Source organism: Singulisphaera rosea (assembly GCF_054877945.1).
This window is the reverse complement of record NZ_JBTYIP020000003.1, coordinates 78187-97600: the sequence shown is the minus strand read 5'-3', so window position 1 is coordinate 97600 and position 19414 is coordinate 78187. Positions and strand designations below refer to the sequence as shown.

At 56.7% G+C, this 19414-nt stretch carries 17 protein-coding genes; 2 read left to right on the top strand and 15 right to left on the bottom strand.

Going from position 1 to position 19414, the window contains the following annotated elements:
• Nucleotides 1-21: 21 nt before the first annotated feature.
• The 5 genes from ACYOEI_RS06810 to ACYOEI_RS06790 form a co-directional block, all read right to left on the bottom strand.
• Nucleotides 22-525, bottom strand: coding sequence for a hypothetical protein (locus ACYOEI_RS06810; protein ID WP_462848615.1), 504 nt, complete (start codon nt 523-525; stop codon nt 22-24).
• Nucleotides 526-838: 313 nt separating this feature from the next.
• Nucleotides 839-1366, bottom strand: coding sequence for a hypothetical protein (locus ACYOEI_RS06805; RefSeq protein ID WP_462848614.1), 528 nt, complete (start codon nt 1364-1366; stop codon nt 839-841).
• 244 nt (nt 1367-1610) lie between these two features.
• Nucleotides 1611-2066, bottom strand: coding sequence for a nucleoside deaminase (locus tag ACYOEI_RS06800; protein ID WP_462848613.1), 456 nt, complete (start codon nt 2064-2066; stop codon nt 1611-1613).
• Nucleotides 2067-2093: 27 nt separating this feature from the next.
• Nucleotides 2094-2567, bottom strand: coding sequence for a cupin domain-containing protein (locus ACYOEI_RS06795; protein ID WP_462848612.1), 474 nt, complete (start codon nt 2565-2567; stop codon nt 2094-2096).
• 230 nt (nt 2568-2797) lie between these two features.
• Nucleotides 2798-3790: a M61 family metallopeptidase gene (locus tag ACYOEI_RS06790; RefSeq protein ID WP_462848611.1), complete on the bottom strand. Its 993-nt coding sequence runs from the start codon at nt 3788-3790 to the stop codon at nt 2798-2800.
• 36 nt (nt 3791-3826) lie between these two features.
• On the opposite strand from ACYOEI_RS06790, the gene ACYOEI_RS06785 reads away from it, so the two are divergent.
• Both ACYOEI_RS06785 and ACYOEI_RS06780 read left to right on the top strand, forming a co-directional pair.
• Entirely contained in the window at nt 3827-5473 is a 1647-nt protein-coding gene (locus ACYOEI_RS06785) for a recombinase family protein (RefSeq protein WP_462848610.1), read from the top strand.
• A 105-nt stretch (nt 5474-5578) separates the two neighbouring features.
• The gene (locus tag ACYOEI_RS06780) at nt 5579-6592 is read left to right on the top strand and encodes a DUF2971 domain-containing protein (RefSeq protein ID WP_462848609.1); all 1014 of its coding nucleotides are present in this window, start codon (nt 5579-5581) and stop codon (nt 6590-6592) included.
• On the opposite strand, the gene ACYOEI_RS06775 is transcribed toward ACYOEI_RS06780, so the two are convergent.
• The 10 genes from ACYOEI_RS06775 to ACYOEI_RS06730 all read right to left on the bottom strand — a co-directional run bounded on the left by ACYOEI_RS06775 (nt 6593) and on the right by ACYOEI_RS06730 (nt 17063).
• The gene (locus tag ACYOEI_RS06775) at nt 6593-7384 is read right to left on the bottom strand and encodes a hypothetical protein (RefSeq protein ID WP_462848608.1); all 792 of its coding nucleotides are present in this window, start codon (nt 7382-7384) and stop codon (nt 6593-6595) included.
• 210 nt (nt 7385-7594) lie between these two features.
• Nucleotides 7595-9769 carry a hypothetical protein gene (locus ACYOEI_RS06770; protein ID WP_462848607.1) on the bottom strand — a complete coding sequence of 725 codons (2175 nt, stop codon included), beginning with the start codon at nt 9767-9769 and terminating at the stop codon, nt 7595-7597.
• Entirely contained in the window at nt 9770-11710 is a 1941-nt protein-coding gene (locus ACYOEI_RS06765) for a hypothetical protein (protein WP_462848606.1), read from the bottom strand.
• A gap of 9 nt (nt 11711-11719) precedes the next feature.
• The gene (locus ACYOEI_RS06760; protein ID WP_462848605.1) at nt 11720-12634 is read right to left on the bottom strand and encodes a phage tail tube protein; all 915 of its coding nucleotides are present in this window, start codon (nt 12632-12634) and stop codon (nt 11720-11722) included.
• A 54-nt stretch (nt 12635-12688) separates the two neighbouring features.
• A complete protein-coding gene (locus ACYOEI_RS06755) occupies nt 12689-13171 on the bottom strand; it encodes a hypothetical protein (protein ID WP_462848604.1) in 483 nt (160 codons plus the stop codon).
• 7 nt (nt 13172-13178) lie between these two features.
• Nucleotides 13179-13637, bottom strand: coding sequence for a hypothetical protein (locus ACYOEI_RS06750; protein ID WP_462848603.1), 459 nt, complete (start codon nt 13635-13637; stop codon nt 13179-13181).
• Nucleotides 13624-13851, bottom strand: coding sequence for a hypothetical protein (locus tag ACYOEI_RS06745; protein ID WP_462848602.1), 228 nt, complete (start codon nt 13849-13851; stop codon nt 13624-13626). The genes ACYOEI_RS06750 and ACYOEI_RS06745 overlap by 14 nt, the downstream gene beginning before the upstream one ends.
• A 9-nt stretch (nt 13852-13860) precedes the next feature.
• On the bottom strand, nt 13861-14637 hold the full coding sequence (locus tag ACYOEI_RS06740; protein ID WP_462848600.1) for a hypothetical protein: 777 nt from the start codon (nt 14635-14637) through the stop codon (nt 13861-13863).
• Nucleotides 14638-14689: 52 nt separating this feature from the next.
• Nucleotides 14690-15058: a hypothetical protein gene (locus ACYOEI_RS06735; protein WP_462848599.1), complete on the bottom strand. Its 369-nt coding sequence runs from the start codon at nt 15056-15058 to the stop codon at nt 14690-14692.
• A gap of 1189 nt (nt 15059-16247) precedes the next feature.
• Nucleotides 16248-17063, bottom strand: coding sequence for a hypothetical protein (locus ACYOEI_RS06730; protein ID WP_462848597.1), 816 nt, complete (start codon nt 17061-17063; stop codon nt 16248-16250).
• Between the last annotated feature and the right edge of the window lie 2351 nt (nt 17064-19414).

The following is a 19414-nucleotide window of genomic DNA, read 5'->3' as shown; positions in this document are numbered from 1 at the left end:
TCCGCGGGGCTCGTGCGTCGACTACTCCGGAACTCGCTCGTCGATCCGGGACGGTATCGACTTCGGGGGGTGCGGGTCTGGCGGGTGGGGACGCCAGGGGACTTGCGCGGAGTGCGAATACTTTTGTTTGAGGCCGGCATAATACGTGGCCATCTCGATGGATCTCGAGGCGGCCACGCGATATGAGCTCGAGGCTCGTTCGAGGTCGAGTGCGTTGTAGGTGAAGCGGTCGGCCTTGTTGAGGTAGGTATGCCTCTGGAGGATTTTGGATACGCTCACCTGCGACGTTCGAGGATCCCGCTCGGCCTCGCGAGAGAGCCTGGCTTCGTCCGCGAGCCTCCGGGCCTCGGCGGCGAACCCCTGCGCGTTGGATCGATACCCTTGCTCATAACGGGCCGACTGATCGGCCATGTGGGTTCGTGCCCAGGTGACCTGGATCAGCCTCGACCCCTCGGTGCCGAGGGCGAGGAAGAAGCCCCAGGTGGCCACGACGAGCATCAGGCTTCGGGTCGTGAGCCGAGGCATGGAAGGGGGGTGATACCCACGTGGCCGGCGAACCTCCGATGTTCCGGGCGGATGGGCGTTCAATGAGTCGTCCTCCGAGGTCCTTTCAAGGTATCTGGGGTCGAGTCCTCTGTGATTCCAGGGTCGAGCCGGAGGTACGATGATCCGAGGCGATGGCGTCGTCAAGCCCCTTCCCCTCGACGATCGTCCTAGGGAGGCCGCGGTCGATGCCTCGTCCCACGCTCATCGGCGTCGGACACATCTCGAGCGATGATCCGCTAGGCTGGTCTTTCGACGACGGCATGGCTCGACCGCCGACCCTGGCGGGGAATGGTTACGGGGGGGGCGGGTCCGGGGCATCCGGCCGCCATGGAACGCCTGAAGACACTGTATATTTATGTTTGAGAGTCGCGTAATAGTTGGCGATCTCGATGGCCTTCGCGGCGGCTGCTTGGTACGAGCTCGAGGCCTGTTCGAGGTCCGGGGCCTTGCGGTTGAGATGGTCGATGGGGATGAAGTTGTAGCCCCTTCGAGGCTTTGTCGGCGCACCTTCCCCCAGTCGATTGGAAAGCCGTTCGTCCTCGCGGGCACGCAAGGCCTCGTACGCGAGCCTCTGGGCCTCGGCGACATATACAAGTGCGTTGGTCCGGTAACCTTCCTCATAGCTAGCAGACTGTTCCGCCTTATGGCTTCGTCCCTTGGAGATGCGGATCAGTTTCGCGCATTCCGCGACGATCGAGAGGAAGATTCCCGAGAGGGCAACGACGAGCATGAGGCCTCGGGTCGTCAGCCGAGGAATGGACACAGGCTTCAACCAAAGCGGCCTGCGAACCTCCGAGGTTCCCGAGGGTAGGGCGCTCATTGGATCGTCCTCCGTAGTCCATTCAGGGCGACGGTCGCCTAGGTCCTTGGGATTCCAGTGTCGCAAGTCGGTCCGGTTGTCGAAAGCGAGAGCATCGTCGAGGATCGGGTCCAGGGCGACCGGCGGACCTCGCCTTTCCCGGGCGTCCTCCCCGCGCCTCGCTCTTGATATCCGAATTACCTCGTCGAACGGGAGGACCGGGCTTGGACCACTCCGGCCCACCCCGGACGCCCTTATGGGTTCCTCAGACCCCTATATCTTCGTTCCAAAGGTTGGGGTGCTCGCGGATGAATGATTCCATGAGTCGGACGCACTCCGGGTCGTCGACAACCTGCACATCGACGCCCCGAGATCGGAGGTAGGCCTCGGGTCCCTGGAACGTCCGGTTCTCGCCGACGACGATCCTGGGGATCTTGTAGAGGAGCGACGCCCCCGAGCACATGTCGCAGGGGGAGAGCGTCGAGTACAGCACGGCCTTCCGGTACTCGGCCGCGGAGAGCCGGCCGGCGTCCTCGAGGGCGTCCATCTCGGCGTGGAGGATGGCACTCCCGTCCTGGACACGGCGGTTGTGCCCCCGCCCGACGATCTTACCGTCGATGACCAGGACCGAGCCGATCGGGATTCCCCCTTCGGCGAGGCCTGCCTTCGCCTCGTCGATCGCGGCTTGCAGGAACGGGTCACGGGCCGAGGCCTCGGGCATTGGAACACTCCCCCGATCGTTCCGAGATCAATGCGAAGGCGGTCGGATGTCGAGTCCGTATTTCGGCGCGGCCGCGAGGAGCTTCTGGAAGTCCTCGGGCGTCGGGATCACGGGCTCTTGACCGCCGTCGGTCGGCTCCCGGCCGACCTCGAGGAAGTAGCGTTCGAGGCCCGACGGGGCGACGTGGATCAGCATCTTGGCCGTCGTCGATCCCGTGTTTTTGAAGGCGTGGACACTCCCCTTCGGGAGCGTGATCCAGGTGCCGGGCCCCGCGTCGAGCTCTCGGCCGTCGACCTGGAAATGGAGCGTCCCCTCGAGGACGTAGAACGCCTCGTCTTCCCTCGAGTGCGAGTGGGGCGGAGGGCCGCCGCCGGGCGGGACGAGCGCCTCGATCAGGGCGAAGGCGCCGCCCGTGTCCTCGCCGGTGGCCTTGAACGTGTAGAGGTCGCCGACGACCCAGACCTTTCGGCCCTCGCCGGGCGGTACGATTTGGCTCTCCATGAATGAGCTCCCTCGAGTGTTTCCCGAAACCCGGCTTTTTCCTGACTACCGGGAATTCTGACGCGGTCAACGCGGCGGCCTTCTCTCGGGTCGACACTCACTGCCCACCAGTCGTTCCCGGTGGCTCCGAGCGGTCCCCACCTTAAGATAGAACGCGGCGGCCTTTCTCAGCATGCCATTTTGGGCACAAATCCTGTCCCTCGAGCCAACCGGGTTTCGGGATCGGTCCGTCAGTCGCCGAGCCAGGCCTTGCGGTGGGCCTTCTGGTCTTCGGTCGCGTCCGGGTTCAGCTCGAGCTTCCAGCGCGAGGCGGGGTCGACGCCGAAGGTCGCCTCGAGCCGGAGTAGTCGGCCTCGCCTTGCGATCAGGATCGAGACCTTCTCGTTGGGCCGGTATTGTTCCATCCGCTTCGACCACTGCTCGGCCAGGGTTCGCTCGTCGCCGATCGCCAGGATCTCGTCGCCGACGTTGAAGCCTGCCTCGTATCCCGGCGTCTCTCGCTTCACGACCGAGACGATCAGCCGACTCCCTTCGGGCTTGGTGGACAGGCCGAGCCAGGCCTTCGCCGGCTTCTCGGGTCCCTTGCCGTCGGCCTTCCCTTTCCCCGAGAACCGGAGGCCGTACCAGTCGAGGGCGTCGGCGTAGTCGAGCTCTTCGGTCGTCTCGAGCGTCTTGTGGAACCAGTCGGCGAGGTCGACCCCGGCCACCTCCTGGGCAAGGCTGCGGAACTGCTCGGGGGTGAACCCAGCCTCTCCCGAGTGCCTGCCCAAGGCCAGTCGGAGGACGTCGTCGAGGCTCTTCGCCCCGTTCGTCGCCCTCCGGATCTTCGCGTCGAGGAGGAAGCCGACGACGGCCCCCTTGATGTAGTAGCTGACCCCCGTGTTCGGGGTGTTCTCGTCGCGGCGATAGTACTTGATCCAGGCGTCGAACGAGGCCGACTCGAGCGGCTGGACGAGCCTCCCGGGGGTCTCCTGGAGCTTCTCGATGTCGTTCTTGGGCTGGTCATAGTCCGCCCCGGGCGGCGGCGGATCGCCCGCGAAGTATTCCGCCACGGTGCTGAGCCCCGCCCGGCGGACGAGCAACCGGTCGTAGTAGCTCGTGATCCCCTCCGCAATCCAGAGGCTCCTCGTCAACACCTCCCCCTCGTAGTCGAACGGGCCGAGCTCCGCCGGTCGGAGTCGTTTGACGTTCCAGGTGTGAAAACTATCTTGCTGGATAGCCACTAAGTACCTATGGTCGTTGGAAAGGAGACTTCGACCATGCCGACAGCCTATAGCTACGTGAGATTGTCAAGTTCCCGACAGATTCAAGGTGACGGTGTTCGTCGCCAACTCGCAAAGACCCGTGAGTACTGCGAGCGAAACGGTCTGTCCCTCGACGAAGGATTACGTCTGAGCGACCTCGGCGTATCCGGCTTCCGGAGCAAGAACAGCAAATTCGGAGCCCTCGCCGAATTCCTCGCCGCAGCCGAATCAGGTCGGATCGCAAAGGGCTCGATCCTAATCATCGAATCCCTCGACCGTCTCTCTCGTGACCAGATCAGTGAGGCACTCCAACTGTTCCTACGGATCATCCAATCCGGGGTCGATATCGTCACGCTTGAGCCCGAACGGAGGCACTCCCGAGACTCGATCAACGACCTGTCGGGGATCCTCGAGCCCATCATCATCATGTCCAGGGCGAACGAGGAATCCGCCACCAAGTCCGCACGCATCACTGCCAAGTGGGAGCAACGACGGATCGCTGCCAGGGAAGGTACGGCGGGAGGAAAGTCCAAGGGCAAGCTTCGACCTTGGTGGCTCGATTTCAACAAAGTTGAAAACCGCTACGTGCCAATTCCCGACCGCGTAGCCGTGGTCAGGGAAATCTTCCGACTTCGGGAGGGCGGTTACGGGATGGTCGCCATCGTCAAAAAGCTGAACAACGAACCCTGGGAGAAGCCTCGCTTTGCTTCCCATTGGACCACCAGCGGCGTGAACAACATCTTGAAAACGAGGAAGGTGATCGGCGAGTACCAACCGAACAAGGTGATAGACGGACGTCAAGTACCTGATGGAGACCCGGTCGAAGGGTACTACCCCGCCGTCATCGAGAGGGAGCAATTCTTCAGAGTCCAGGAGGGGGCAAAGCAACGACCAGGTCGGGCTCCCGTCCAGGAAGAAGTCAACTTGTTCTCTGGTCTGGTGTTCAACGGGTTCGATCTGCACCCAATGTACGCATATACCGGCAGCGTGAAATACAAAAACAAAACATATCACTACCGCAACTGGATGAGCCAGGGGCATATTTCGGGCATGGCTGGGTCAGATGGGTCTCGGATCAAGTACGAGACGATGGAAACGGCGTTCCTGAAATTCGTTAGCGAACTAAAGCCTTCGGACTTCTCCAAAGACACGACCGGTGTCTTCGACCGAATCGCACTGGTCACAGGCAAGCTCGCCGAAGCAGAGCACAAGGAACGGGTGATCAAAGGTCGGATCAAGGACTTGCCAGCAGCAGATATCCTCCCCTTCCTTGACCTTGTGTCCGACCTGGATCGGGAGAAGAAAGCCCTAGCTTCCGAGTTGGACGCTCTCAAGAGTCAGGCGAGCAACGCCGACGTCGACGCTGTGGGTGAGCTTCGGACGCTCGCCGACCTCCTGGGCAAGACGACGGAGGAAGACGCTTCCAAAGACTTGCGGCTTCAGATCCGGTCGAGGATCGCTCGCCTGGTCGAGAGGATCGAATTGTTCCCGAAGGTCTCCGACAAGCGTGGAAAGTGCTTCAAAGTCCAGTTTCAAATGTTTGTGAAAGTCTTCTTCAAGGACGGGACGGAACGCTGGTTCGTGCAGGATCACGAGGCGAATGTCGACCTAAACGTCAAGGTCGGCGAGTTCTTTGAGGAGGGACCGGTGAGCCCAGAATGAGCGAAGTCATTCAAATGGCGACGACATCGACCCGGCGATTCGATAGAATTCCTTGGTCGATGTCGCAGGTCAGATCTACTGTTTAATCAATACACAGAGGATCCAGTGGCGAAAAAAACTGTACTCTCCATCGAGCAGGTAAACCAAAGGTTTGTCGAAAGGCTAAACGAGCTTGAAACATCAAAAAAGGTTGGAACCAATGTTTGTCCAGAGAAACCTTTACATCACTATACTTCAGCCGAAGGTCTTCTTGGCATAGTGAAAAATCGGAACATTTGGGCAACCAATTTTCGATACCTGAACGATTCAAGCGAATGGTACTACAGCCATTCGATTTTGCAAGCCAAGCTCAAGCGTCCTTCATTCATTGAAAACAAAACAGCCAAAGCGATACTTGAGTCGTATGCAGATTTGCCCGAATTTGCGTTCAACTGCTTCGACCTTTTTCTGTCCTCGTTCTGCGAAGAAGACGATTTGTTGAGTCAGTGGCGTGGGTATGGGAGTAGCGGAGGATATAACATTGGGCTAAAACCCAATCTCCCTTTCCATGTGTTACCCGAAAAAAGACCGTATGAATTGGCAAAGGTGATTTACAAAAAAGAAGAACAACTGACGATCATCGAATCACTTCTGAAACACTTTGACGAAGCCGTGACGGAAATTGGGAAATCATGCCCATTGGATGCAAAAAAACACGTAAAACATCCGGTGATGGAGGTCAGGCACGACAAGCAGAAAGATGGAGTTTACATTATAGTCAATCTGCCAAGTGAATACGTCGATGTTTTTAAGATGTTCTACATGAAATTTTTAACATATGCTGCATGTTTCAAGAACGAGGTTTACCAAGAAGAGAAGGAATGGCGATTGATTCGCATTATGCTTCGAGGACCCAAGTTCGTCAATAAAAATACACTTGTAAGGCATTCGAATGGAATGATTATTCCTTATATTGAGCTTCATTTGTGGGATAAGGGATTGAGGTCGAATTTTGATGTAGTGTCTTTGCGTTCAGGTCCTAATTTGAACGCCGTAAACGCAAAGAACTCGCTGACAGTTTTGGCGGCTAAGCTCGACCAACCGCATGAGGTTAGGATTTCGACTTCGGAAATTCCCTAGTCACACCGGATCAAGCTCAGTAAACGTGATCGTTGCCCCATGACCGCCATAAAACACATCGAAAAGCGTTTGCTCGTGCGTCGTGTGATCGAACTGCCGGGCATTCGTCGGGATGTCGAACACCTGCCGAATCGGATTGTCAGGCAGATGTTCGTCGGTCGTCCTGGTCACCGGAGCCATCGAGTAAAGGTAGGTAGCCCCAAACCCGTCTTCCGTAAGGTGGGGATCGTAGATCGAGAGCCCAGCCATATTCCAGTAGTACTGAAGTTGGAGAGTGCCTGTTTCGGCAGCCGTCCGGACGTAGTTCCAACTTGGCGAGCCGACGTTGTCGGGACCATAAATGATCTCGACCGCGCCATAAAGGGTATCGCCCATCAATACGTGATTCGATATTGGGTAGTATGTCCCGCCACCACAGAGGTAGCGGTCGTTGTCGGCAGCAATATTGTGGGTCGGCAAGAAATTGCCGCCGACACCATCAAACGGGTCGTAGTCGCCCGGCTGGAGCGACGCTGTCCAAGTCCTGGTCGGAGAGTCGTACCGATCGGCTGCCCAGTCGGGAACCGTAGCCGAGATCGTGACCGAGGTCACCAAGTTGGCAGGCACCTGCCCACTACCAAAATATTGCCCGACGTTGTTTGTCGTGCCCGACCAGATTTCCGTCCCGTCGACGTTGCTCGTAACAACCACCGACAGACCAGGGTACGCAAGACCGCAACCCGTCAACACGCCTGTGAAGGTGCAGGGCAAGGTTGTCTCCCCTCCCCCGACCACAGAGAGCGTCTGTTGCATGTCGTCAAGTCGGGAGAACCGACGTTGCAAAGTTCCCACCTGGAGACTTGCCTGTCGCAGCTTCGATTCAATGTATAGACGTGTTTTATCGTTCATCCACTTAGTGCCTGCACCTGGTTCTCTAGTTTGGTCGCTCGCCTCTGCAACTCGGCAATCTGCCTGAGCAGCAGGTCAATTTGTCTCGCAATCTCCTGGTCGCGACTTTCAGTCTCAGCCATCGAGCCCTCCTAAGTCGGGAAGCAAGTTCCCCATGTCTGGCGTCAAGTTCCCCTGGTCCGACGTCAAGTTATCCATATCGCTCCCCAGCGTCGAGTTGTCCGACCCGAAGCTTTCGAGGTCAGGTGCACCCCTGAATGAAAGGTTCTGTCCCGTCAGCGGCGTCACCGGCACACCGGCGACCATGCTCTCTCCGCCAAGCTCGACGTATTGCCTCGAAGGTCTCAAGAAGAGCGTTGGCGAGAACTGTGCCCAATGGTTATGACACTCGAGGGTCGTCGTATGCTGTGAACCCCCAGAGGTCTCCCAATGGAGCGTTGCCGACCGTACGGGAAGTCCTGGAAAGTCTTCGTCCGAGGAGAAGGATTCCCAGCCTGTCGTAAAGCCATTTCCGTCGAGGCAGATTCCCAGACCAAACGAAAGCCCAGGCTCATAGAGTCCGTGGTAAACGATGCTCCCACTGCAGACCGTATCCTTGACAGAATCGAGAAGAGCCTGGGCATAGTTGACCATGTTGGCGAAGTTCGCAGGGTCCTTCCACTCATCCACCATGACCGTCAGGGTTTTGGCACGAGAGGCAGAGCTTCCGCACTCGTCTGTGAAGAACGTCCCCTCGTAAGTTGGATCACCCGATCCGTCGTTTGGCGGAGCAACAGCCGTCAGACTGCCCGTCGCCACAGCCAGCAGGACTTGAAGGTCACTGGCAGGTGTGATCGTGGCTCCTCCGCCAAACACGAGGCACGTGGGCTTATAGAAGAGGATCGTGCCCGTCTCGGGGTCCTGGGTGAAGTTGATCGGTTCCTGCGTGTAGGGCGGAGAGCCAGACACCGAATAGCTGATGGCAGCCGTAGGGCTCGAAACCAAGGTGGCTGACGAGGTACTAGTCACAAACGGGACTGGGTACATAAACGCATTTTGCATTGCTGTCCCATCAGCCTCGTTGGCGACCTTGTATTTCCTCCAGACCTGATTGGCTGGCGAGGCTTGCCCGTAAATCACGTAAGAGTTGTACGAGGTAAGCGGCAAGGGGTAATCAAGATTGAGGGTCGAGTTCCCGCCTGGTGCGAGTGGCGAGTTGCTGACGATCCTTCGGGACACGTACTGCGTCAGACCTGCCCCAGCGGAGTAAGCCAATTGGATGACTCCTTGGCGACCGTTCGAGGTCTGGTCCCAGAAGTCGCCGTCCCAGAAGGTCGTCGGCGAATTCGACGTCACGATCACCGACAGTGTCCCAGGGCACGTACAAGTGCCAGAGTCGACTCCGTCTCCTGGCTGGGTGAAGTCGGAAATTTGCCAGGCTGTCTTCGCGGCGTTGGAGGTCGTATACGGACCCCATGCAAAGTCCTCGACCAGATTTCCTGACTGGAGACTGACAAGCTTCGGCTCGATCTGGGGTTGTCCCCTCACCACGACTCGAGAGAAGCTCTCAGCCGTCTCCCTGGCGATTTCTGAAGGGTCGATCAGGTCGGAATCCAAGGTCAGCGTGACCGACTCGAAAGCCCGCGTGTTACGGAACCTGAGTTCCCCACTGGGTTCGACGTTCAAAATCCACGTCGGATAGGTCTGCGTGAGGACCGTCTCGATTGCGGCAAGAAGCTTCTCCCCTTGGACGCAAACTGGATACGGAGGAATGACCGTCAGTTGCGAGAGGTCGAACAAGGTGGAAAACGGAAGCGTCGGAGGAGACAAGGAGACGTAGGCACCAAGTCCCCAAGCGGTCAAGTTGGCTGCGTTGGTAGGCATCGTCAGAACGTCGGCGATGATTGCCCCAAGGTTCCGCCCTGCCCTGGAAGGAATATAGTTCACAGGGTCTTGAGTAGGGTCGACGTTGTACCAGGAGACGTCTGTAAGGCTGTTGCTGTCTGTGTGGGGCATAAAATCGCCACGATTCCTGAGCCCCAAGCATTGATACGTGTAAGAATATCCGAGGTCACCGAATTGGGGATGGGCGGAAACGATGTCGCCGCTGAAATACAGAGTCGAGTTGATCGTGACCGTGACGGTTTTCCACAGGTAAGGATCGGGTTTCGGCAGCGGTCCGTTCGTTCCACGGACGACGAACGTGAAAGTATCGATCCCGCCATATTGCTTGTTAAGCTCAAGCGGCAGAATCTCGATCGTGTCGGTCGAAACCACTTCCCCATCGATTGTGACCACGGTGTTTGCCAATTACCGACCTCGCCTCAAGTTGCTTCTCTTCTTCTGCTTCTGGCTGTTCTCTAATTGAGCTACGCCCTGCATGATCATGTTCTGCTGCTTCTCCAGCTTGGCTACGTCCTCAGCAAGGTCCATCGCCACGTTCAGAATCCTGCCCTGAGCATTCATTCCCTTGTTGGCGACGTTGTTCCGACGTGCCTCAAGGTCGCTCTCTGCCTTGCCCGTTATGTTTTCGGTAGCCTTCTGGGCTGCCGCAGCTGACCCACCACGCTGGAAGAAGTCATTTGTCATTGCCTTCTTGATACGGTTCTTCAGAATCTCGGGAGGCAAGGCATACTTCTGCCCCGTCTCTCGCATCTGTCGCTCCTGGGCGAAGGATGTGACCACAGGGGCACCTTGTGCCGTATCTGCCTCATTCTGGGCGATCTCGTTTTCGTAAATGAGACCGTAGTTCTTGCCGCTCTGCTTCTCCAGCTTGGTGGCACCTTCCTTGATTTCCTTCTCTCTCGCTTTGCTTACACCCTTCGAGGTCTTTGCATCAGCCTTTGCCTGGTTCTTCCTGGCGACGATAGCGTCACCGTCTTCTTTGTTCCATTGGTCCACCATGGCGTTATATGCTTTGATGTCGGCTGCCGATTCCTTCTTGTTCTGCTTGTTGGCGTCCCTCGCAGCAGCCTTAGCTTGACGGTCATCGACCTTAGCCTTCTCCTCAGCCTCCTTACGGGCTTTCACTGCCTCGGGCTGTTGATCTTCCCACGCCTTGCGGAATCCGTTGCCGCCGATCAAGACCCCGGTGCCAGCATCCATCAACTTCGTCAGCCTGGCGTTGGCGTTCTTGTCGCCCGCCTTCAGCTTGACCAGGAGGTCGTCGGTCGCCTTCTGCCAGAGGGCAGGGTCGAGCATGTTCTTCTTGAATTCGTCGAACTTGGCACGCTCCGTCTGGGCAAAGGCAAGATACTGGTCGTGAGTGACGTCGGCACGTTGCCCGTATTGGACGACACGGGTACCCATCCGATCTTCCTCACGCTTCACGTCGTATCCAGCCCGAGTGACAAGAGCCTTTTGGACATCCGATCGGAGTCGGGCACCACGTCCGGCAGCCGCATCCTCGAATGCCTGCCCTCGTTCCCGATCTTCCTTCGACCGGCTCTGGAGAAGCTCATCTATCTCGTGTTGCCGTTTCTTTTCGGCTGAGACCTCTTTCTCCAGTCGAACCTGCTCCGCCTTGAGGTCGTTGTACTTGGCTTGCTCCTCAACGGTCATGCTCATTTCGCCGTTGGAGTCCTTGGTCGCTTTTTCAAGCTCTTGAATCTTGTCTTTGGTGCGGTCGAGTTGATCCTCGAGACCCTTAAGATCGTTGGCGGTCTTGACAGCGTGTCTGTCTTCCCACAGCGTGGCAATCGCTCGCCAATTCTTATACAAGGCAACTGCTCCAGTAATGATCAGCGACACCGCATACCCAAAATTCCCGAAGCCCGCCAGGAGCCCAGGAATATTGTTGGTGATGGCGTTGAGCTTTTGTCCGAGGTCACCGGAAGCGCTGGTAAAATCCTGAAAGGCGTAGGTTCCAGCCTGGATTCGTTGGGACAACGGGCTCATTTTCGAGGTCGTTGCGGCAGCCGCAGAGCCGGTTCGCTCAAATGACGAAGACGCACGACCAGAGCTTGCGGCAAGTTCCTCCATCGCATGGTCGACGGCGTCGGTGGATACCTTGTTTGCGTCCAACTGTCGCTGAGCTGCTGCAAGTTCCTTGGTCAGATTGTCCTGCTCTCGTGCCAGGCTACCGACGTCCTTCCGGTAGTTCGTGAGGGGGACTATCCCCTGGGTAAAGGAGTCGTTTAAAGCATCGATTGATCCGTTGACGAGGTCGAGACGACCTTTCAAGACATCTAAAAACTGCTCGCCCTGGGACTCGAGGATAATCCGAACCTTTTGGTCGACTGCTGCTGGCAAGAGCCCTCCTTAGGTTGTGGCGAAGCTGAAATCCCCAGGCACGGATTCGTCAAACACGTTCACCCAACTGAGGGTCTGGGCGAAGTTCTTATCCATCGACAAATCGTCATCGACGTCGGTCAGGTAGTTCGCATTTTCCAAGGTGAATGTACAAGTATTGACAGTGTTATTGAGTTCCATCGAGCAAGTCGTGGCTGTGGTCGCCTCGTAATTTGTTCTGTCTGTGGTTGATCCGTATAGAAGCTTGTTGGTCCAAGTGATATCTCTTCCGCACCACTTGGCGATCCCGATGTATTGGTTCTCGAATCGCGAGGCATCAATTATATTCTTGATCGATAGGTCCCAACTGCTGAAATTGGTACGGCTGCTCCCAAGAGTCAATCCTCCAGCGGTGTCGGTGAATAGGTAGGGATTGCCCTGCGGAAACTCCGATTGGGCAGGCACAGGAAAATCTCCGCCTCCAATCGTCGCAGGAGACTTGGCAACAAGCTGAAGCTGAGCCTTGACTGGGGTATCATCGGCGGAGCTAGTCAACTGGAGTTGAGTGACCTTGCATCCCAGGTAACGTCGGTATGCGATAGTTCCAGAATCCATCTGGATATAATGGTCGGCGGTCACAGAGCCTAGGTCGGGTCTGCTTCCAGACAAGGTAGTTCCGAGTCCAACCAGGAAGGAAGTCTGTTCTGGATAGAGGAAAGTCTGAAGATTGCCTGTTAGGTCAACCTGTGACGAATAGACCTTGTTGACCCTGTTGCCCGCGTTAGCGGTTCGGATCATCTTCTGTATGGTTTTTGGTCGCATGGTGAAGGCGTTCGACTGGTTCAACTCGACCACAATATAGTCACTGTTTTTGACGGGGCTTCCGGACGACCAAGCGAAGCTGCCCCATGTGCTCTCCGTCCATAATTTTAAAATCTCTCGCAAGGCGTACCTCTAAGCTTAGGGTTTAGAGGTATGTATGCGAGCGGCAATCGATTCTTAGAGCATGGTTCCAACTGTGAACTTGACAGAGAGCGAACCAGACGCAACCAGCATCTGTGATGCGTTCTTCCCTATCGTTCCGACGCCATAGGCAGGCTGGTGAAGAGTGAGGGCTGCGGCAGAATACTTATTCAAGAGAGCCTGCATCGACTGGTCACCAGGGAAGATTGCTTTTCGAACCGCGTTCCACAGGTTTAGGATGTCCCCTGCCCTAGTACCTTCAACGATCAGCCCGACATCCAAAGTCATCGGAGCTTGACTTCTGGTTTCGGTTGTCGTCTCAGCATAGTCGGAAGAAGGTGCGATTCGGAGGTATGGCAGGTCGCTACTGGTGGGTTCTGCGATTTCGGAGTTGTCCCCAGAATATACGCACCACTTCTTGATCACGCGGGATAGATTGGAATCGGTTTTGAGCTTAGTGACTAAGTCACAATAGAACTTGGTTTCGTTGGAGTCATCTAAGGGGAGTTTCTTGGTCATAACCTAGTTATTGTTTGAACATCTGATTTACGCTTACGAGGTCAGCGTAGTAATTCTGGACGAGGTCAGTAATTTTATCCATCGTCTGAGGTCGAACCCCTGTGATGTCACGCTGTGGCATCCATTTTGTTCCACTCGTATGAAATCGCAGCCAAGGAATGCCTTTCCAGCCAAGCTCGACCACTAATCCGCTGGTGGTTCGGGTCGCATCGATAAAGGCGTTGGTCACGATTCGGCTGTCGGTCCCTCTTGGTGCCAACGGAGGACCGTTACCTTCTCGGCGTTTCAACGTCGACTCGGCAAGAGGAGCGAGGGTATTCCCGTGCCAGTCTGTCCCGAGGTTGTTCCTGTTGTCGTCAAGCAGAATCTGACCAATAGGCTTGGCGAGGACACTCAGGTTGCCCGTGCCCTTCTTTAGGGATTTGAGCATCATCTCGAGTCCCTTTCCCATTTCAGCCTTTTGCATTTGGCTCCTTCTTCTTCGATTTCCAAGCACTGGCATAGGATTTCAGTTGCTTGTTCCAGGTTTCCAGAGTCTTCACGTCGTTCACGAGGTCGTAGCTGCTCTCGACCGTCAGAAGGAACCAGTAATGATCGTCATCGATGATGTCGTTCTGTTGCCGATCCAGTCGACCGCGTATACATGCTCGCAACTCTTTAAGTCTTAGGTGGTCGTCCACTCTGGCTCCTTATCTGATTGAAGAAACACCGCACGGGATGTTGAAGTCACTGTAACCGTCTGCGTTTAGGTCGAATTCTGCGGTATAGGAAACAACGAGGGAATCTGCCTCTGCCAGAAATCTCGCTGCAAGCCTCTGATAGTTGCTGTCTCCAGAGTTGGGAGAGATTTGGCTCTGGCAAATCGTCCCGATAGCTCGTTTGGCTGTCATCTCGATTACTCGAGGTCGGAGCATCAATTGGTTAGCGTCGAGGATGTCCTGGATGTATTTGTTCTCCCCGCCTGTGTCCATAGGCGGATAGGACGAAGCGACATTGCCGAAGACCGTGATTCCGAAGGCTCCCGAAACCCGCCACTTGGACTGGATGATTCCCTCGAGCCAAGTCCTGGCTGCGTGGAAATGGTCGGCGAAGTCGGAGAGGTTTTGGTCGGATAGTTCGTTGGAGAGCCAGGGAGCGTAGACCAGAGCGTCTTTCAGCGTGGCATAGGTACTCGGAGGTTCGTCGATTCCCGCCGACGCAGTGACCTCGAGGTAGGCGTCCCAGAGGTCGATCGTGCGTCCGTCTGACGTCTCGGCTCTTACGTCGAGGTAGTATCGCTGCGGAGATAGTGTGGCTGATTGTTCCGCCGAGATCGACAGGGTCAGCGTCCCTGAGCTTGGCAAGATCCAGTCAGCGGTCGGATTTAGCAGGGATGTTTGCCCTTTTCCTTCCCAAACTGTTGCCACCAGGACGTCCTGGTCGGTAAAGCTCGTGACGGAATTTCCCTGATTGTCTTTGAGTTCCAAGTTCCAGGATCGGTCGCAGCCCTGGGTAATGGTTTCGATATTCGGCATACGTCTATATAGAGTTACTTCGTCTAAAAGCCGAATTGAAGCTTAGGCTGAAGGCTCCTACGTCCACGTCGGGAGGAGGACCGTCAGAGACTACCGTCCTAGAAGGGTCAGGCGATCCTCCTGTGACCGTTCCCACGATCACAAGATCCGTGTCGGTTCCCCCTCCCGAGAGCCCGTTGTAAAGCGTCCCGTTGAAAGGTGCAGAGTTAAAGGCTCCGCCGAACCAAACAGCGTCCTGGTCGGAGTCGATGACAACCGTCCAGAAGGGATCAACGTCGCCGCTGGTGACCTTGGCTGAAATGGCTGGCACCACGACTGGCAAGGATTCATCAACGCCAAAGGGAGAGGCTCCCCACAAGGATTGTCCAAACATTTGTCCTCCTTAGACCGTGGTCTCAGTGATGCTTCCATCAGCGTTAAATCGTGTTGTTTTGGTCACATTCAGCGGAGAACCGTAAGCCTCTGTGATCGACCCGTCTGAGCCGAACGAGGTTGTGACCACCAAGCCAGAATCGGCGTACGTCTCTGTGATGCTTCCATCAGCGTTGAATACGGTCGCTGCCGCTTGGGTAACCGCCAAGCTGGCGAGGTTCAATATCTGGTCGTAAGCGTCCGACAGGTGACCAGCGGTTTGGTCACACTCGACGTACGCCCCTGCTGGATAGGCTAGGTCGACGGAATCCTCCATCGTCCCAGCAACCGTCATCAGGTGACCAGAAATGCCTGTGACCTTTAGAATTGTGTATGTACTTGCCCCTCGCACGACGACCCTAATGGGCGAGGATTCAGATGGGCTTCCGAAGGCAGATGCATTCGATACGGTGAGGGTCAAATCGCCAGGTGACCTCGGGGCTGAGAGCTTAGTCCTGGCTGAGTTTTTCGGGTATGTGAAAACGGGTAGTGCCATAATCCTATTTAGAGGCTTGCCAGCATAATTCCCGTTTGCGAACTATCTGGAAGGAGGGTCGCTCCACTGGCGACAAAGGTAGCGAGGGCTCCAGAGTTTCCTGGTGGGCAGGAACAGTTGTAAACGTTCCTGGTCGTCTGGCTGGTCACGATTCGATCACAATAGCAACCACCGAAGAATTTCCCGATGGCTGCTGAGTCCTGGAGGCTAAAGTCACCAGTTGCGGGACCGAAAGGGGCAATCTGGGCGGCATTCTGGGTACAGAATCCTGCGACCAGGAGGAAATCCGACCAAGAAGGTCGTATAGGTCCCGTCGTGGCATTCGTTGCTTTCGACGTTGAATCCAAAGGTGTTGAGGCTATACCCGAATATTCGGCTGCCCAGATTACCCACTTTGCACTGCTGGCGATCGTTGAGGTTACTGTTGTGACGCTGGTTCCTGGTTGGGAATAGAAGATTGAAACAGTTTCACTGTTTGTGATGTTTACGTTGTTCGCGACTGCTGTCGAGTAGCCACTAGGAGCACTCGCCACGTCTCCTGCACCAACGACCACGACGATCCAGTTTCCTACGGTCGTACCCATCGAGAAGGTGCAAGAGGCTGACGTGCTTGTCGACGAACCCGCTGGCGATAATTGTACAAGTGAAATTGCCATTAGAAGTTTTGCCCCACTACGAATCCAAGGTAAGTGTTTGTCCCGATCTGCAAGAAGCTAAAGACGTCTTGCTTGTTCGCAGTCGTCGTCAGTGTCGGAGCGGTTCCGTTCGCCCACGTGATCCCAGAGAACCAGGTCACGGTCCTGCTCCCTGTTCCGTCCTGCTTCAAGATCACCAAGAACGTCTGACCGCTGGTCACGTTGGACACAGCCAGCGTACGGTTGCCACCAAGCGTGACGCTGTGGACTGTGGAGGTACTCATATCGAACGTCACGGTCGATCCGTCTGTGTCGGTCGTAAAGGGATGATTGACACCGATTCCCTGCGGTCCCTGTGACCCCGTACCGCTGGCTCCCTGGAAACCCTGCGGACCAGCAGAACCCTGTGCTCCCTGGCTCCCTGCCGTCCCGAGGTTCTCAACCTGCCAGTTGGAGCCGTCGCTGACAACGGTCAATGCCGACCATTGGCTCGAAAGTGACTTGGTCGATGCTCCGTCGATAGTTTGACTCGAGGTCGTCGCGATCGTGATTGCATTCCCCGAGGAATCGACCTTCTTGATCGTGAATCGTCGTCCGGTCGAGACCGTCGAGGCTGACAGAAGCGTGACCGTAAAGGCAGACGAAGTGGCATCGCAGAGGACAACCGAGTCTGAGGTTGTGACCGTATATGCGGAGGTCTTGCTGGCAACCGTAGAAGCGAACCCGGCAGCCGTAACTTGCCCAGCGTTGTCGATCTTCGCTTTGGATGTCGACCCGACTTGGAAGTCCGCAAGGAGCTTCGCACCACTGCCTGTGCTTGTCTCAGTCGGATTCACAAGAAGACACGTATAGCCAGCCGTAGAGGTTTGAGAGAACTGGGGATTGACCGCCAGGATCGATACGACTCCGGAGGTTTGATTCTGTGTCGAGGTCGTAAATTGGCTCAAGACCCCAGTCGCACCACCAGACCCTGGACTTACCGAGAAGTATGGATTGGATGAACGACTCAAAGTCAACGAGGTCGACCCACCTGAGGAGTTGACGGCTGTCAGCGTCAGGTTCCTTCCAGTCCCGGTGCCTCCGACCTCAGTGCTGATCGTTGCGACGTTGGACGAAAAGAAAGTACGAAGTCTTTCGTAGTTGGTGACTTGGTCCGTCGTGTTGTAAACACTGACTGCACTGGAGCTTACTACTTGTCCGGTACTGTCTACCCTCGCCTTGCTCGTGCCGCCCACCTGGAAATCCGCCAGATTTTTAAGTCCGGTTCCGGTCGAGGTATCGGTCGGGTTTACAAGTAAGCACGTATAGCCACCTGTGCTTGAAGTGGCAATCGTCGGCGCAACTGCCACGACGTTGACGACACCGCTAGATGGGGTCAGAGAGCCAGTTGTATAGGTATAGAGGCTACCGGTTAACGATGTTGTCGAAGCGTTGATATTTGCAAACGGTGCCGCCGACCTCGAGAGCGTAATGGCTGTGGTCGATCCGCCTGTGTTCGAAGCCGACATCACCAAGTTACGCGGTGTACCTGTTCCGCCGAATTCGGCAGCGATGGTTGCGATGTTGCTGTTCCAATACGCTCGGAATCGTTCGTAGTTGGTTGTTTGATCAACCGTGTTATAGATTTCTATATCAGAGCCGGTACCGATCGACTGGTTAGCCGACCAGGTGTTGGCGGACGAAGTCGAGACCAGTCCTTGAGGACCAGTCGATCCCGTATTTCCTTGGCTACCCTGCGAACCCGTACCTGTTTGTCCCTGGTAACCCTGATTACCTTGCGGTCCCGTGCCTCCTGTCGTGCCAGTAGCTCCGGTCGAACCTTGTGGACCAGCCGACCCAGCATTTCCTTGGCTACCCTGCGAGCCCGATCCAGTTTGTCCCTGATTTCCCTGATTACCCTGGGCACCGCCACTCCCCTGCACTCCCTGCGAACCGCTACCAGTCTGTCCCTGGTTACCTTGGTTCCCCTGGGCTCCTGATGCTCCGGTCGAGCCCTGCGTTCCTTGCGGACCACCAGTCGTGCCCTGATTTCCCTGGCTCCCGGTTGCCCCCTGATTTCCCGAACCCGTTAAGCCCTGATTACCCTGATTTCCCTGACTGCCGGTTGCTCCGGTCGAGCCCGTGTTGCCGACAAAACCTTGGTAGCCCTGGTTTCCGAGGAGTCCTTGATTTCCGAGGAAGCCTTGCTGTCCAGGCACACCTTGGTTTCCGGCGACACCCTGGTTTCCTTGGCTCCCCGTTGGTCCGGTAAGACCTGCGTCTCCTTTCGATCCCTGATTGCCGGGTTGCCCTTGTGAGCCACTTCCCGTCAGACCTTGTGCCCCGATCGCTCCCTGTGCTCCGGACGCTCCAGTCGAGCCCGTGTTGCCCTGTGAACCGGTCACACCGGTCAACCCTTGGTTGCCCTGGTTGCCCGATACTCCCTGGTAACCGCGTACCCCCTGTGCCCCGACCGCACCTTGACTGCCCGACGCCCCAGTTGAACCGGTCGAACCCTGAGCCCCTGTTGCTCCGGAAGCTCCAGACGAACCGGTCAGCCCTTGATTTCCCCTCGCACCTTGATTGCCCTGGCTCCCCGTTGAACCGACCGCTCCTTGATTGCCCTGGGCTCCTTGTGAGCCGCTACCTGTCGCTCCTTGGTTGCCCACCGTACCTTGATTGCCCTGGTGCCCGAGGGCACCTTGACTTCCCGATCCAGGGACACCCTGGTTGCCTTGATTGCCCTGGCTTCCTGCATTTCCGGTCGCTCCTTGCGAGCCCGATCCAGTGGTTCCCTGATTGCCCTGACTTCCGGACGTACCAGTCGAGCCTTGCACGCCAGGAGCCCCTTGTGAGCCGGTACCTGTCGTTCCTTGGTTGCCACGACTCCCTTGATTTCCCTGGGCTCCTGATGCTCCGGTCGAGCCCTGCTGACCGACCGAACCAGTTTGTCCGACGCTACCCTGCTGTCCCTGGTTTCCGACGGTTCCCTGGTTGCCGCGACTTCCTTGCACGCCCTGCGCTCCGGAAGCTCCGGACGAACCGGTTGAACCAGGATTTCCCTGGCTTCCTTGGTTTCCAAAGCCCGTCAAACCCTGCACGCCCTGATTTCCGACGTGACCTTGTGCTCCGACCACTCCCTGCAGACCATTCGTTCCGGACACTCCCTGCTGACCCTGGTTTCCTGTCAGACCACGATTGCCCTGGT

Bases quoted from the DNA above. Each gene is read 5' to 3' on its own strand.
- ACYOEI_RS06810 (WP_462848615.1), bottom strand. From the start codon at position 525: ATGCCTCGGCTCACGACCCGAAGCCTGATGCTCGTCGTGGCCACCTGG.
- ACYOEI_RS06805 (WP_462848614.1), bottom strand. From the start codon at position 1,366: ATGAGCGCCCTACCCTCGGGAACCTCGGAGGTTCGCAGGCCGCTTTGG.
- ACYOEI_RS06800 (WP_462848613.1), bottom strand. From the start codon at position 2,066: ATGCCCGAGGCCTCGGCCCGTGACCCGTTCCTGCAAGCCGCGATCGAC.
- ACYOEI_RS06795 (WP_462848612.1), bottom strand. From the start codon at position 2,567: ATGGAGAGCCAAATCGTACCGCCCGGCGAGGGCCGAAAGGTCTGGGTC.
- ACYOEI_RS06785 (WP_462848610.1), top strand. From the start codon at position 3,827: ATGCCGACAGCCTATAGCTACGTGAGATTGTCAAGTTCCCGACAGATT.
- ACYOEI_RS06775 (WP_462848608.1), bottom strand. From the start codon at position 7,384: ATGCAACAGACGCTCTCTGTGGTCGGGGGAGGGGAGACAACCTTGCCC.
- ACYOEI_RS06755 (WP_462848604.1), bottom strand. From the start codon at position 13,171: ATGACCAAGAAACTCCCCTTAGATGACTCCAACGAAACCAAGTTCTAT.
- ACYOEI_RS06750 (WP_462848603.1), bottom strand. From the start codon at position 13,637: ATGCAAAAGGCTGAAATGGGAAAGGGACTCGAGATGATGCTCAAATCC.
- ACYOEI_RS06735 (WP_462848599.1), bottom strand. From the start codon at position 15,058: ATGTTTGGACAATCCTTGTGGGGAGCCTCTCCCTTTGGCGTTGATGAA.